The 14,222-nt window shown below is 74.5% G+C and carries 16 protein-coding genes; 8 read left to right on the top strand and 8 right to left on the bottom strand.

The annotated features are described in order from the left end of the window. Positions 1-15: 15 nt before the first annotated feature. The 6 genes from O7603_RS02230 to O7603_RS02205 form a co-directional block, all read right to left on the bottom strand. Positions 16-420 carry a cupin domain-containing protein gene (locus O7603_RS02230; RefSeq protein WP_281573991.1) on the bottom strand — a complete coding sequence of 135 codons (405 nt, stop codon included), beginning with the start codon at positions 418-420 and terminating at the stop codon, positions 16-18. After that, positions 413-1,156 carry an SRPBCC family protein gene (locus O7603_RS02225; RefSeq protein WP_281573990.1) on the bottom strand — a complete coding sequence of 248 codons (744 nt, stop codon included), beginning with the start codon at positions 1,154-1,156 and terminating at the stop codon, positions 413-415. Before O7603_RS02225 ends, O7603_RS02230 begins: the two co-directional genes overlap by 8 nt. Positions 1,157-1,170: 14 nt before the next feature. After that, positions 1,171-2,661, bottom strand: a complete 1,491-nt coding sequence (locus tag O7603_RS02220) for an acetyl-CoA carboxylase biotin carboxylase subunit (protein ID WP_281573989.1) — start codon at positions 2,659-2,661, stop codon at positions 1,171-1,173. Between the two features lie 11 nt (positions 2,662-2,672). Next, the gene (gene accB, locus O7603_RS02215) at positions 2,673-3,107 is read right to left on the bottom strand and encodes an acetyl-CoA carboxylase biotin carboxyl carrier protein (RefSeq protein WP_281576577.1); all 435 of its coding nucleotides are present in this window, start codon (positions 3,105-3,107) and stop codon (positions 2,673-2,675) included. A 74-nt stretch (positions 3,108-3,181) separates the two neighbouring features. After that, positions 3,182-4,885, bottom strand: a complete 1,704-nt coding sequence (locus tag O7603_RS02210; RefSeq protein ID WP_281573988.1) for an acetyl-CoA carboxylase carboxyltransferase subunit alpha — start codon at positions 4,883-4,885, stop codon at positions 3,182-3,184. Further along, complete coding sequence (locus O7603_RS02205; protein ID WP_281573987.1) at positions 4,882-5,223, bottom strand: TcmI family type II polyketide cyclase; 342 nt, start codon at positions 5,221-5,223, stop codon at positions 4,882-4,884. The genes O7603_RS02210 and O7603_RS02205 overlap by 4 nt, the downstream gene beginning before the upstream one ends. Positions 5,224-5,632: 409 nt before the next feature. Here O7603_RS02205 and O7603_RS02200 point away from each other — a divergent pair, with 409 nt between their 5' ends. From O7603_RS02200 to O7603_RS02180, 5 genes are all read left to right on the top strand, one after another. Further along, complete coding sequence (locus tag O7603_RS02200) at positions 5,633-6,484, top strand: BTAD domain-containing putative transcriptional regulator (RefSeq protein WP_281573986.1); 852 nt, start codon at positions 5,633-5,635, stop codon at positions 6,482-6,484. Positions 6,485-6,565: 81 nt separating this feature from the next. Beyond that, a complete protein-coding gene (locus O7603_RS02195; protein ID WP_281573985.1) occupies positions 6,566-6,919 on the top strand; it encodes a TcmI family type II polyketide cyclase in 354 nt (117 codons plus the stop codon). 8 nt (positions 6,920-6,927) lie between these two features. Beyond that, positions 6,928-8,277, top strand: coding sequence for an NAD(P)/FAD-dependent oxidoreductase (locus O7603_RS02190; protein WP_281573984.1), 1,350 nt, complete (start codon positions 6,928-6,930; stop codon positions 8,275-8,277). A gap of 219 nt (positions 8,278-8,496) precedes the next feature. Next, positions 8,497-9,504, top strand: a complete 1,008-nt coding sequence (locus O7603_RS02185) for a hypothetical protein (protein ID WP_281573983.1) — start codon at positions 8,497-8,499, stop codon at positions 9,502-9,504. Positions 9,505-9,674: 170 nt separating this feature from the next. After that, positions 9,675-10,850, top strand: coding sequence for a low temperature requirement protein A (locus O7603_RS02180; RefSeq protein WP_281573982.1), 1,176 nt, complete (start codon positions 9,675-9,677; stop codon positions 10,848-10,850). Positions 10,851-10,932: 82 nt separating this feature from the next. Here O7603_RS02180 and O7603_RS02175 read toward each other — a convergent pair whose 3' ends face one another. Further along, entirely contained in the window at positions 10,933-11,685 is a 753-nt protein-coding gene (locus O7603_RS02175; protein ID WP_281573981.1) for an Asp/Glu racemase, read from the bottom strand. Then, a complete protein-coding gene (locus O7603_RS02170) occupies positions 11,682-12,509 on the bottom strand; it encodes a hypothetical protein (RefSeq protein WP_281573980.1) in 828 nt (275 codons plus the stop codon). The genes O7603_RS02175 and O7603_RS02170 overlap by 4 nt, the downstream gene beginning before the upstream one ends. Before the next feature lie 252 nt (positions 12,510-12,761). Between O7603_RS02170 and O7603_RS02165 the strand changes: the two genes are divergently transcribed. From O7603_RS02165 to O7603_RS02155, 3 genes are all read left to right on the top strand, one after another. Next, positions 12,762-12,968, top strand: a complete 207-nt coding sequence (locus O7603_RS02165) for a hypothetical protein (protein WP_281573979.1) — start codon at positions 12,762-12,764, stop codon at positions 12,966-12,968. A gap of 183 nt (positions 12,969-13,151) precedes the next feature. Then, complete coding sequence (locus O7603_RS02160) at positions 13,152-13,814, top strand: TIGR03557 family F420-dependent LLM class oxidoreductase (protein WP_281573978.1); 663 nt, start codon at positions 13,152-13,154, stop codon at positions 13,812-13,814. Beyond that, a complete protein-coding gene (locus O7603_RS02155; RefSeq protein ID WP_281573977.1) occupies positions 13,762-14,112 on the top strand; it encodes a hypothetical protein in 351 nt (116 codons plus the stop codon). Before O7603_RS02160 ends, O7603_RS02155 begins: the two co-directional genes overlap by 53 nt. The last annotated feature ends 110 nt before the right edge of the window (positions 14,113-14,222 follow it).

Genomic DNA, 14,222 nt, shown 5'->3' with positions numbered 1-14,222 from the left:
GCTCACTCCTCGCGCTCACGACGCGCCCCGCTGCTCGACCAGTTCGGTGTCGACGTGGCCGAGTTCCGGGCGGGGCGCCAGCGGTCCGAGGTGGAACACCACCTCGGCCGGCTCGTCGCCGGTGTTGCGCAGCCGGTGCCGGACGTTGACCGGCACGAACAGCGCCTCGCCGGCGCCCAGCGGCACCGGCTGGTCGTCCAGGTCCACGGTGATCTCACCCCGGGTCACGTAGAGGAACTCCTCGCTGTACGGGTGGTAGTGCTCGGCGATCCGTTCGCCCGGCCGCAGGGCAGCCACGCCCAGGAAGCCGGAGGTGCTGCCGACGGTCTTCGGGCCGAGCAGCACCCGCAGCTCGCCGCCGCGGCGCCGGTCGGCGGTTACGTCCCGGGCGGCGACGAGCCGCAGGGTCCGCTCACTCATCGCCGGCTCCCGTCGCGCCGCCGACCGCGGCCACCTCGCCGGTCTGCACCCGCCGCTCGATGCGCTCCTTGATGACGGCGAGCTGGATCGCACTGTTGGCGTTGATGCGGTCGGTCATGCCGGCGTTGTCGACCGGCGCGGTGGACTTCATCGCGAAGTCCTGCACCCAGGTCATCCGGGTGCCGTCGGGCTCCTCGGCGTACCGCCAGTGGATCCGCATGTACTCGAACGGCCCGGTCTCCACCCGGTGCGCGTGCACCTCCCGGGCGGTCGGGTCGGCGGTGCGCTCGCTCACCCAGCTCCACGACACGCCGTTCTCGTCGGGGTGCATGGTGAGCCGGAACCGCACCGTGTCGCCCTCCCGGTGCAGGATCTCCACCACGGCGTACTCGGTGAACAGCTCGGTCCAGTTCGCCACGTCGTTGGTGATGTTCCAGACCAGCGGCAGCGGCGCGGCGATGACGATGCCGTTCTCGGTGTGCCCCGGCTGCTCGGAGCGCCGGGCGACGAGGTCGGCGACGGCCGGGATGCTCAGCTGCGCGGCCTGCTCGGGGATCTGCACCCGCCAGCGGTCGGCGACGACCGCGGACAGTTCGAGCAGCGCGAGCGAGTCCAGGCCGAGCTCCTCCAGGGACGCGGCGGGCGCGGTGGCGGCGGCCTCGGCGTCCAGCCCGCAGTGCGCCACCAGGATGTCGGTGATCTCGGCGGCCAGCGGGTGGCCTCGGGTGACGGTCATCGGGTCCTCCTGTGTCATGCGGACGATCCGGCCGGGGCCGGGGCCGGCGGACGGGCGGCGGTCACCGGTGTGGCCGGCTCGGGATCGGACGGGCGCGGCACGGTCGGCTCCGCCGCGGTCGGGGTGGTCGGCTCCGGCTTGGACCGGAGCGGCGGGCCGGCGGCGAGCAGGCGGTCGACCAGCCCGGTGGTGTAGCGGCCCTTGCGGAATCCGGCGTCATCGAGGACCCGCCGGACGAACGGAATGGTGGTCCGCACGCCCGGCCCGGCCACCTCGAACTCGTCGAGCGCGCGTTCCAGCCGGTTGAGCGCCAGCTCTCGGTCCGGCGCCCAGACCGCCACCTTGGCCAGCAGCGAGTCGTAGTGCGGGCCGACGACGTAGCCGGGACGGCCGTGGGTGTCCACCCGGGTGAACGGGCCGCCCGGGGGCAGGAACCGCTCCAACCGGCCGGGCGTGGGCGCGAAGTCCCGGTCCGGGTCCTCCACGTTGACCCGGCACTCGACCGCCACCCCGTACGTGCGGATCTCGTCCTGCCGCCAGCGCAGCGGCACCCCGGCGGCGATGTGCAGCTGCTCGTGCACCAGGTCGATCCCGGTGATCATCTCGGTGACCGGGTGCTCCACCTGGATCCGGCAGTTGATCTCCAGGAAGTGGAACCGCTCGTCGGCGTCGACGAGGAACTCCAGCGTGCCGGCGCCGGTGAAGCCGACCTGGAGGACGCCGCGCAGTGCGGTCTCCGCGATCGTGTCCAGGGTGCCGGCGGACAGCGCCGGCGCGGGCGCCTCCTCGACCAGCTTCTGGTGCCGGCGCTGCACCGAGCAGTCGCGGGTGCCCAGGTGCACGCCGTTGCCGTGCCCGTCGCAGAGCACCTGTACCTCGACGTGCCGGGCGTCGGTCAGGTACCGCTCGACGTACACCCGGTCGTCGCCGAAGACGGCCTGGGCGGCGGCCCGGGTCTTCGCGTACGCCCGCGGCAGCTCGCCCGGGGACCACACCACCGTCATGCCCCGGCCACCGCCGCCGGCGGCCGCCTTCACGATCACCGGGTAGCCGATCCCGGCGGCCACCTCGGCCGCCGCGTCCACCGTCGGCACGGGCTCGACGCTGCCCGCCGGCAGCGGCAGGCCGGCCCGGCTCATCAGGGCCCGTGCGGAGGACTTGTCGGCGAGCGCGGCCATCACCGCGGGCGACGGGCCGACGAAGGTCAGCCCGTTCTCCGCGCAGATCTCGGCGAAGTCGGCGTCCTCGGAGAGGAACCCGTAGCCGGGGTGCACCGCCTGCGCGCCGACCTGCCGGGCGGCCTCGACGATCGCGGCGGCGTTGAGATAGCTGCGCCGGCTGGCCGCCGGGCCGATCCGGACGGCCTGGTCGGCGAGGCGGACCGCGGCCGAGTCGGCGTCCGCCGCCGAGTACACCACGGCCGTGCGGATGCCGAGTTCGCGGCAGGCCCGCAACACCCGCAGGGCGATCTCACCCCGATTGGCGATCAGCACCTTCTCGAACATCCCGCACCACCTCAGGCCGGATCCAGGGCGACCAGCGGCTGGTCGTACTCGACCGGCTGGCCCTCGTCGGCCAGCACGGCGGCGACCCGGCCGCCTCGGTCGGCGGTCACCTCGTTCATCAGCTTCATGGCCTCGACGATCGCGACGACCTGGCCGGGCCGGACCAGGTCGCCGACGGCCACGAACGGGGCGGCGCCCGGTTCCGGAGCGCGGTAGAAGGTGCCGACGATGGGTGAGCGGATCACCGTCCGCACCTCCGGTTCGGGCGGGTCGGGCGCGCCCGCCGGCGCGGGCGGTGGCACGTCGCCGGTGTCGCGGGCCGGGGCGCTCGCCTCGTGCCACTCCACCTCCAGCACGGTGTCGCCGCTGCGCAGCCGGACCCGGCGCACCGGGCCGGCGAGTTCGGCCACCAGGTGCCGGGCGTGCCGGCGCAGGCCGGCCAGCACGGCGTCGGGCCCGTCCCGGCCGTCGCCCGCGTCGGTGTCCTGCGCGGTCGTCTGCGCGCGGGTCGCGCCGGCGGTCACCGGGCACCCGCCCGGCTGCCGGCGCGGGCCGCGCCGAAGCGCCGGAACCGCTGGCGGCGTAGCCGCACCAGGGTCGCGGGCGGCACGTCGCGCAGGGGCGCCAGGGTGTCCCGCAGCGCGTCGCGCAGCGCCTGAGCTGCCGCCTCCGGGTCGTCGTGCGCGGCGCCCACGGGCTCCGGCACGATCTCGTCCACGACGCCGAGCCGGCGCAGGTCCGGCGCGGTCAACCGCAGCGCTCGGGCCGCCTGCGGGGCAGCCGACCGGTTCGGCCAGAGGATCGCGGCGCAACCCTCCGGGCTGATCACCGAGTAGACGGCGTGCTGCAGCATCAGCACGCGGTCCGCCACCGCCAGGGCGAGCGCCCCGCCGCTGCCGCCCTCGCCGGTGACGACCGCGATCACCGGGGTGGGCAGCACGGTCAGGGCGAGGATGTTCTCCGCGATGGCCGCCGCCTGGCCCTGCTCCTCGGCGCCCACGCCCGGGTCGGCTCCCGGGGTGTCCACCAGGGTCACCACGGGCAGGCCGAGCCGCGCGGCGAGACGCATCAGCCGCAGCGCCTTGCGGTGCCCGGCCGGGCTGGCCATGCCGAAGTTCCGGGCGACCAGTTCGGCGGTCGTGTGTCCCTTCTGGTGGCCGATCACCATGACCGGCCGGCCGTCGAGCAGGGCCAGCCCGCCGACGACCGCCGGACAGTCACCGCCGAGCCGGTCACCGTGCAGCTCGACGAAGCCGTCGAACGCGGTCTCCAGGTAGTCCAGGGTGGTCGGCCGAGCGGGATGCCGGGCGAGGCGAACGGTCGTCCACGGATCGCCGTCGGAGGGGCTCGCCGTCGTGGGGGCGCCGCCCGCCGGCGCGGGCGGGCGGCGCGGCACCGGTGGGCGGGCCGCCGGCGGGCGGGCGGCCCGCGCGGCGGCGAGCAGCGCCACCAGCCGCCCGCGCAGCGCGCGGCGGGGCACCACCATGTCGACCTGACCGTGCCGGAGCAGGAAGTCGGCGGTCTGGAAGCCGTCCGGCAGCGCCCGGCCGGTGACCTGGCGGATCACCCGGGGGCCGGCGAACCCCATCCGGGCGCCGGTCTCGGCCACCACCACGTCGGTGTTGGTGGCGAACGAGGCGGCCACCCCGCCGTACGTGGGGTCGGTGAGCACGCTGACGGTGAGCAGCCCCGCCTCGCGCAGCGCGGCGACGGCCTGGCTGACCGTGGCCATCTGCATCAGCGACAGCGCGCCCTCCTGCATCCGCGCCCCGCCGGAGGCGGTGACCAGGATCAGCGGCACCCGGTCGTCCAGCGCGCGTTCGGCCGCGCGGGTGATCAGCTCGCCGACGGCACAGCCCAGGCTGCCGCCGAGGAAGCGGAAGTCCATCACGGCGAGCGCGGCCGGGTGCCCGCCGAGGGTGGCGGTGCCGCAGAGCACCGCCTCGGGAAGGCCGGTGCCGGCGCGGGCCGCGGTGATCCGGTGCGGGTACGGCAGGACGTCGACGAAACCGATCGGGTCCACGTCGGCGGGCCGGTCGGGCAGCGGCTGGAACGAGCCGGGGTCGACCAGCTGACGGACCCGGTCCGGCGCCCCGAGCCGGGCGTGCACCCCACACTCGGGGCAGACGTCCAGGTTGCGGCGCAGCCGCTTGCGGTACAGCAGGGTGGCGCAGCCGGCGCAACGCGACCAGAGCTGCTCCTCGCGGGGCGCGGTGGCGGTCACGGCCGCCGCCCGACCGGCGCCGGGGCGTCGAACCGGTAGAAGCAGCGCGCCATCGCGTCGCGCGGCGAGCGCCAGTCCGGCGAGTACGGCGAGATGTACGGCCGCAGCCGCGCGCTGATCCGCGCGAACTCCGGGTGCCCCCGTACCGCCTCGACCGTCCCCTCTCCCGGCAGCTCGGTCTCCAGCAGGTGCACGTAGACGTCGTGCAGCCGGTACAGCGACCGGTGCCGGACCCCGGCCAGGTGCGGCAGTTCCGTGGCGTCGGACTCGGCGAAGATCGCCGCGACCTGCGCCTCGGCGGTCGGGACCACCTTCGCGACGATGAGCGATCGGTCCATGGACGGGCCTCCCCACACGGTGTCCGGCGGCAGAGACGGTGGTGCCGGACGACTCCCGCCACGATGCGGCGCTCCTCGTCACGGCGGCGTCACCGTGGACGATGCACACGCGACGTTCGATGGTGACGCTGCGTTGACGGAAGCTGTGTACTGGCTATGCGTCGGCTGATCGGCAGATCGTCCCAGCGGCAATTATTCGCAGTTCAGAGGCCTTCTCACGGTAATCCGGCAGCGATCACCACACCCGCATCGCCGTTGACCCACAGTGACCGCTATTGATAATCTTCGTCACGGTCAGCCCGGCGGTCCCGGCGCGACGCCGCGCCGTCGGCGACGCGACGACACGTCGCGGACAGCCGCGCCGGGAACAGCACAGTCGGGGACGAGCGTTCCACAGGGGGGTGCCGCCGTGGCCGCTGAACCGTCCACGCACACGTCCGGACGTCCGGCCGGCGGCCACGTCGCACTGCACCTGCTCGGCGGCTTCCGGCTGCTGCAGGGCGGCGCGCCGGTCGTGGTGCCCCGCGGCCTGCAACGGGTGATCGCGCTGATCGGGCTGCGTCCCGGCGCCACCCGCAGTCAACTCGCCGGTCTACTGTGGCCGGACGCGCCAGAGGATCGGGCGCTGTCGTCGCTGCGCACCGCCCTGTGGCGGCTGCGGCAGGACCCGTGCTGCCCCCTGGCGGTCAGCACCGACACCGTCCGGCTCGACCCGGCGGTCTGGCTCGACGTCGACGAGCTCACCGGCACCGCTACCCGGGTGCGCGACGGCGACGACCCGCGCACCGCGGCCGGCGCCCTCGCCGCCGGCCGCCACGACCTGCTCCCCGGCTGGTACGACGACTGGGTGTTGCTGGACCGGGAGCGGCTGCGGCAGCTGCGCCTGCACATGCTGGAGCAGGTGGCCGGGCAGCACCTGGCCGCCGGCCGGCACGGCGAGGCGCTGGAGGCCGCCCTGGAGGCGATGGCCGCCGAGCCGCTGCGCGAGACACCGCACCGGCTGGTGGTGCGCATCCACCTGGCCGAGGGCAACGCCTTCGAAGCCGTGCACGCCTTCTACGTCTACCGGGACCTGCTCCTGCGGGAGCTGCGGCTGGAGCCGTCCGCGGCGATGTGCGCCCTGCTCGACGACACCCTCGCCCCGATCCGGCGGGCCACCCGGGACACCACCACCGCCACCCCGCGCCGGGCCCCGGGCCATCCCGGCCGGGGCCCCGGCGGGCCGGCCCGCCCGGCGTCACCGTCACGACGCAACGCGTGACGGGCAGGTGACAGTCCGGCCGGCACGGTGGGCGGCACAGCAGTCCCGTGGCCCCCCGAGGCCACCGGCGAAAGGGGTCCCATGAGCCGTCTACTGATCGTCAGCAGGATCGTCCCCGGCGCGGAGGGCCGGGTCGCGCAGATCTTCGCCGAGTCCGACGCGACCGAACTGCCCGGCCTGACCGGGGTCACCCACCGGTCGCTCTACTGTCTCCACGACGTGTGCGTACACCTGATGGAGACCGCCGAGATCGACCCGGAGACGCTCGCCGCCGCCCGCAACCACCCGCTCTACCGCCAGGTCAACGAGCGGCTCTCCGCGCACACGTCGCCGTACCTGCCGACCTGGCGCTCCCCTCGGGACGCGATCGCCGGCTGCTTCTACCGCTGGGACGCTGTCCCCGCGTCCGCGCCGGCGCCGCGGGCGGCGGGCTGAGGGCCGCCATGTCCGCCAGACCGCCGCACGTCCTCATCATCGGCGCCGGCACCGGCGGGATGTGCCTGGCGCACGGGCTGCGCCGGGCCGGGCTCAGCGTCGCCGTCTACGAGCGGCACCGCACCCGCGCCGACGGGCTGCTCGGCTACCGGGTCGGCATCGGCCCCACCGGCAGCCGGGCGCTGCGGGAGTGCCTGCCGCCGGAGCTGTTCGCCATCTACCTCGCCACCTGCGCCCGCTCACCCCGCTGGTTCAACATCATCACTCAGCGGATGCGCCAGACCGCGTCGTTCGAGCTGCGCCCGGACACCCACCCGGTCGACACCGAACGGTCGGTGGCCCGGATGACACTCCGCCAGGTCCTGCTCACCGGCATGGCGGACGTGGTGCACTTCGACAAGACCTTCACCCGGTACGAGCAGCGCGACGACGGCACGGTCACCGCGTACTTTGCCGACGGCAGCAGCGCCACCGGCGACCTGCTGGTCGCCGCGGACGGCACACACTCCGCGGTCCGCCGGCAGTACCTGCCGCACGCGGTGACCCGGGACGCCGGCACCATCAACATCGCCACCCGCATCCCCCTCACCCCCCACACCCGCTCGCTGCTGCCCGAGCGGCTGCAGCGCGGCATCTCGCTGATCTTCGGCGTCGGCGGGATGATGGGCGTGCTGCACGTCATGGAGTTCAAGTGGGATGCCGACGGCCGGCTCAAGCCCGGTGTCGACGACGCCGACGCCGACCTGCTCTCCGGGTGGAAGGGACTGGCCCACGACCCGACCCGGGACAACATCAACCTGGTCGTCTGGAGCACCGCCCGCCGGTTCCCGGCGGACGTCCTGCAACGCCGCGGCGAGGACCTGGTGCAGGTCGCCCTGGACCTCACCTCGAACTGGCATCCCCACCTGCGCGAACTGTTCGCCCGCAGCGACCCGGACAGCGCACTGCCCATCCGGGTCAGCACCTCCGAACCGGTCCCGCCGTGGAAGAGCAGCACCGTCACGCTGCTCGGTGACGCCATCCACACGATGACCCCGGGTCGCGGGGTGGGCGCCAACACGGCGCTGCGTGACGCCGCCCTGCTCTGCCGCCAGATCCGGCTCGCGGCGGCCGGCGACAAGACGCTGCTGCAGGCGGTCGCCGACTACGAGACCGCGATGGTCCCGTACGGGTTCGCCCGGGTCGCGGACTCGCTGAACCGCAGCGGCACCAACGGCGACGACCGCATGTACAAGCCGGTCGTCGGCCGGGTCGCGCTGCTCGGCGCCCGCGGCTACTTCGGCGTCACGAGCCGGGTGCCCCGGCTACGGCGCAAGTTCGTGGACGACTTCTACACCTACCGGGGCGAGGAGGACTGACCGTACCCCACCCGACCCCGGCGCCCGACGGGCGCCGGGGTCGTCGGCGTGCCCGTCGCGGATCCGCCACGGTCCGTGGCCCGACGCGCACCGCCGGTGCCGCCCCGTCCCACGTCGAGCGTGGCGAACCCCTCCTCCCTGTCCTGCCGGACGCGCGTATGCGAAGCTGCGGCGAGTTTTTATCGCGACTTTTCCGACGAGGTGAGAGGGAGGTCTACCGTGGCTTTGTCCTTCGGGCACTCGCTGATAGTGATACTGGCCCTGCTCCTGGGCCTGGCGGCCGGCTGGTGGCTGCGCGGCCGGCAGGACGCGCGCAAGTCCGAGACCGGTTCGTCCGACGTGGACGACGCTCCGGTCGCCGGCACCGTCGTGCTGGCCAGCCCGGCACCGGCGGCCACCACCGACGCCGCACCGGCGCCGGCGACCGTCGACCCGGCGCCGTCCGCGGTCGCCGACGAGCCGGCCCCGGTCGACAGAGTCACCGCGCCCGCCCCGGCGGCCGACGTCGACCCGGCCGACCTGGCGCTCACCGGCGATCCGCAGCCGGCCCCGGTGGTCGCGCCGCGTCCCGCCCCGGCGGCCGAGCGCGCCGAGCCGGCCGCGGCCGAGCCGGTGACGCCCGCCGAGCCGCTGACGCCGGCCGAGCCGGAGCCCGTCGCCGCCGGCGGCGTGCCGGCGACCGTCGACGCCGTACCTGGCAGCTCCACGACCGAGCCGGCCCCGGCCGGCGCCGAGCCGGCCGATCTCGGGGACGCCGTGCCCGTCACACCGGCGGCCGGCGTGGACGCGCCGGACGCCGGGACCGACGACGAGACCGCGCCCGAGCCCGTCGCCGCCGCCGCGCCGACCGCCGGCGCCGAGGAGGCGACCGGCGCCGAGCCCGGAGGCACCGCGGACGAGCCGGCCACGCCCGCCGCGCCGGCGCCGCGGCCCGCGGTCGCCACCCCACCGGTCCGCCCGGTGGCCGCCGCCGCCGTGGAGGTCGACGACTTCCGCCGGATCCAGGGCGTCGGCCCGAAGATGGCCGCCGCGCTGCAGGCCGCCGGGGTCCGGACCTACCGGCAGCTGGCCGAGTTGGACGAGTCGGGCCTGCGCGAGGTCATCCGCGGCGCCGGCCTGCGGGCCGCGCCCGGCCTGGCCACCTGGCCGCAGCAGGCAAAGGTGCTCGCCGGCGCCTCGGACGAGGCGGCGTCGGTCCTGCCGGCGGGCGGAGCCGACCAGGCCTGACCGGTCGGGTTCCGTGCCGTCACGCCGACGTGACGGCACGGCGGCACGGAGCCCGACCGCCAGATCCGGAAAAACCTCGGTATTCGGGACGATCCAGCGGCCGTGTCGCTACCGTCGGTCGGTGAGACGCCCACGACCCGCCGAGCCGACCTGGTAACCCGGAGCAGCCCGTGCCGCACCGCCCGCCGGTACGTGACCCGGACGCCCCGCGCCGGGTGACCCTGCTCGAACTCTTCTTCGACCTGGTCTACGTCGTCGCGCTCGCCCTCATCTCCCGCAACCTGGTCGTCGGGCTGGACTGGGCCAAGGCCGGCGAAGCGCTCATCCTGCTCGCCGCCGTCTGGTGGACCTGGGCCATCACCACCCTGGTCACCGACATGTACGACCCCGAACGCACCGAGATCAAGCTGTTGATCTGCGCGGTGATGTTCGGCGCCCTCCTGATGACCACCGCGATTCCGGAGGCGTTCGGGGCACGCGGCATCGTCTTCGCCGGCACGTACGTCGCCATCCATCTCGGCCGGGGGCTGTTCCTCATGCCCGCCGTGCGGCACGAGCCGCAGACCCAGAAACGCGCGGCCCGGATCTTCATCTGGTTCGCCGTGTCGGCCGTGCCCTGGATCATCGGCGGGCTCGTCGAAGGCCCCGGCCGGATGATCTGCTGGGTCATCGCGCTCGCCATCGACTACATCGGCTTCCGGCTCGCCTATCCCGTGCCGGGTCTCGGTGTGGTGCCGACCGCCCAGCGCAACGTCACCGCCGAACACCTCTCCGAGCGCTACCAGCAGTTCTTCATCATCGCGCTCGGCGACTGCATCCTGACCGTCGGCACCATGTTCAGCCTCAAGCACTCCGAACTGAAGAACATCGGGTCGTTCGCGGTGGCCTTCGCCACCACCCTGCTGCTCTGGCGGATCTACGTGCACAAGTCCGGCGAGCTGCTGCCCGTCGCCATCGCGACCTCCCGCTCACCGAGCCGGTTCCTCAACACCGCCCCCTACACCCACCTGCTCATGGTCGCCGGCGTCGTCACCACCGCCGCCGGCTTCGACCTGGTCCTGCACGAGACGACCGGGCGCACCTCACCGGCCTGGGTCGCGGTCATCCTCGGGGGCCCGGCGCTGTTCCTGGTCGGCCGGGCCGCGTTCGAGTACGAGGTGTTCAGCCGGGTCTCGCCCTCCCGCCCGGGTGGGCTGCTGGCCCTGCTCACCATCGCCCCGGGCGTGATGTTCCTGCATCCGGTGTACACCTCGTTCGGCGCCATGCTGGTCCTGGCCGGCGTCGCGGTCGCCGACGCCCGGCGCAGCTGGGGTCGCCCACCGGAGGCTCCGGCGCCGCCGCACTGACCGCCCGGCCCCGACCGTCACCGGACCCGCCGCACTGACCGCCCGGCTTCGGCCGTCACCGGACCCGCCCACTGCCCGGCGGTCAGCCGCGCCCGGCCAACAGCCGCCCCGCGTCCGGCACGTACGGGTCCAGGCCCAGCCCGGTGAGCAGCTGGTGCACCGTGGCGGTGGCCGCGGTGAGCACCGGACGGCCGAGGCGCGCCTCCACCCGCGGGACGGCGGCCAGCGACGGCATCTGCACGCAGGCCGACAGCACGACGGCGTCCACGTCGGTCGGGTCGAGCGCGTCGGCCAGGGCCGCCAGCCGCTGCGGCGGAATGCGGCCGACCGCCACGTTGTCCGGCTCGGCGAGGCTCACCGCCCGGGCCACGTCGATCCCGTACCCGGCGAGGTACCCGACGACGGCGGCGGTCAACGGCGGCAGGTAGGGCGCGATGAGGGCGACGCGCCGCGCGTCCAGCGCCCGCAGCCCGGCCACCAGCGCGCCGGCGCTGGTCACCACCGGCATGGGGTGCCCGGCCCGCCCGGCCGCCCGGGCCAGCCGCCGCTCGGCCCGGTCGTGCGCCCCCGCGCCCTCGGTCATCACGGCCACCAGACAGGCGTACGCGAGCACGTCGCACCGCGCGTCGGCCAACTCCGCGGCGCACCGGCCGCTGGCCCGGTTCATCCTCGCCAGCTCCACCGCCGTCACCTGGTGCAGTCGCACCCGGCTCGCGTGGGTGGTGAAGGTGACCCCGGGATCGACCGCCTCGCGCCGACGCAGCATCGCCGGGATCTCCGTCTCCATCGTGGTGTTCGAGCTCGGCACCACGAGGCCGACCTGGTAGCCGCTCACACCAGCGCCCCGGCGTACCCCCGTACGCGCAGACGCTGCCGGGCGGTGCCGCCGAGTCGCACCTGGAGCCCGAGCGGGGCCGCCGCCCGGCGTACCTCGTCGACGTGCAGCGACCCGTGCCGGTCCACGATGAGCACCGGCGGCTCCTCCCACTCACCCTCCGGCAGGTGGAACGAGAGCAGCGTGACGGACGTCGGCAGGTAGGCCGGGTACGCGGCGCGGGCGGCCGCCTCGTCGCGGTGCGCGACCACGACCAGGTCGGGCAGGTGGGCGAAGTCGGCCGCGATGCCGTCGGCCTTCCAGTGCGCCGGTTCCTCGGCCGCTCCGGTGAGGTGCCGCGACCGGTTCGCCGACGTGATGTAGAGGTGGTCCACGCCCGCCTCGGCGGCTGCCCGCTCGAAGAACGCGTTCGAGGGGCACCGCGTCCCGGGCGCGATCACCTGCGTGGTACGAATCCCCCGGTCGTGCTGGGTGAGGTGGTCGGGCAGCCGATCCGTGGCCGGGCCCCGGAAGCCGAACGGACCGACGCCGTAGAGGGCGTCCATCAGCTGCCGCACCCGCCGTTCGGGCAGCCGGGGGGCGAGGCGGGACCAGTCGAACATGCCGGGGATCCGGTGCGCGGCAGCGGTGATGCTGCCCACCTGGTCGGCCGGTCGTCCCTTCGCCAGGTTGACCCGGCGCACCGTGTGCGCGTCCGGGCGGGTGACGATGACGTAGAAGTTCGCGAAGGCCGCCGCGACGACCGCGCCGTCGGCCAGCGCGCGCGCCGCCACCGCGACGTCCGCGGGACGGTCGATGTACAGGTGCGGTGTCCGGACGTCCATGGCTCCTCCTCGGCGGTTGCCGTGAGGCCAGTTCTACGTCCACGCCGGCGGGCCGCGCCGAGGTCGGTCCTCGATCCGATAGTCGGCGGGCCCGACCCGGTGCGGCCGGCCGATCCCCCGCCCTACCACCGGATCGCCCGCGACCACCCGGACGGCGACGCCCGGTCGCCGATCGTCCGACCGTTAGCCGTACGACGCGATTGGGTACAACGCCTGCACCTCGACCCACCACAACCCTTCAGGAGGAAAGCCATGCGTGGCAGTTCGATACTCGGAATCATCGTCGTCATCTGGCTGATCATCGGCGCGATCGCCGCCGGCCAGCGCGGCTACTACAGCGGCGACGACACCAACTGCGCGGAGGCCGGCACCATCCTGGTCACGATCGTCGCCGGGCCGCTGAACTACATCGGCGCCAACCCCAAGGTCGACTGCGAGCTGCCCGAGCCGTCCAAGTAGGACAGACTGCACGCCCGGCCCGCGCCCTGCCCGGCGCGGGCCGTTTCATGTCCGGTCCATCCCGGCAACACATCGCGTAGGGCGTCCTAGGAGGCTGGGTTGTCGGGTCGGGCGGCGTTTGTCGGGTGATCGGGCGGGAACGGCTCCTACTCCGGCACCGGCACGGCACAGGGAGCGAGCGGCATGCAGATCGGCTACAAGCTGGCCACCGAGGGCTACGGACCGAAGGAGATCATCCGGCAGGCCGTCCGCGCGGAGCAGGTCGGGTTCGACTTCGTGGAGATGAGCGACCACTACCACCCCTGGCTCGAGGCCCAGGGGCACTCGGCGTTCACGTGGAGCCTGCTCGGGTCGATCGCGGCGCGGACCACCACGCTCGGCCTGGCCACCGGGGTCACCTGCCCCACCGTCCGGTACCACCCGGCGATCATCGCGCAGGCCGCCGCGACCATGGCGCTGATCTCCGACGGGCGCTTCACTCTCGGCATCGGCGCGGGTGAGCGGCTCAACGAGCACGTCGTCGGGCAGGGCTTCCCGAGTGTCCGGGGCCGGCACGAGCGGCTGCGCGAGGCGCTGGAGATCATCCGGCTGCTCTGGCGGGGCGGCTACCAGTCCTACGAGGGCCGGCACCTCCAACTGGAGGACGCGCGCGTCTTCGACCTGCCGGAGGCGTTGCCGGTGATCGCGGTGGCGGCCAGCGGGCACGACTCGGCACAGCTGGCGGCCGAGCTGGGCGACGGCCTCTTCGCCGCCGCGGCGGCGCCGGCGATCGTGGAACGGTATCGGGCGGCCGGTGGGCAGGGCCCCCCGCTACGCCGAGGTGCCGATCGCCTGGGCGAGGGATGAGCGGCAGGCGGTGCAGGCCGTCCTGGAGACCAGCCGCTGGCTGGTCACCGGCTGGAAGGTGATGAGCGAGCTCCCCAACCCGGCGAACTTCGACGCCGTCAGCGCGCACGTGGAGGAGAAGCACGTCCGCCAGCTGTTCTCGGTGGGCCCGGACCCGGAGCCGCACGTGGCGAAGGCGCGTACCTTCGTCGAGGCCGGCTTCGACCACATCGTGCTCCAGAACGCCGGTCCCGATCCGGACGGATTCCTCGACTTCTTCGCCGGCGAACTCGCCGGACGACTGCGCGGCCTGGCCTGACCGGCCCGAGGCGGCCGCCCGCCGTGATCCGAACCGGCCCGCCGGGCGACTGCGCCGGTGATTCCCGCAGCCCGACCCCGGTCGTAGCGCGGCCGACCACACGCGGGCCG

Source organism: Micromonospora sp. WMMD812 (genome assembly GCF_027497215.1).
GTDB lineage: Bacteria > Actinomycetota > Actinomycetes > Mycobacteriales > Micromonosporaceae > Micromonospora.
The sequence above is the reverse complement of the archived record's forward strand: the minus strand, read 5'-3'. Positions and strand labels throughout refer to the sequence as shown.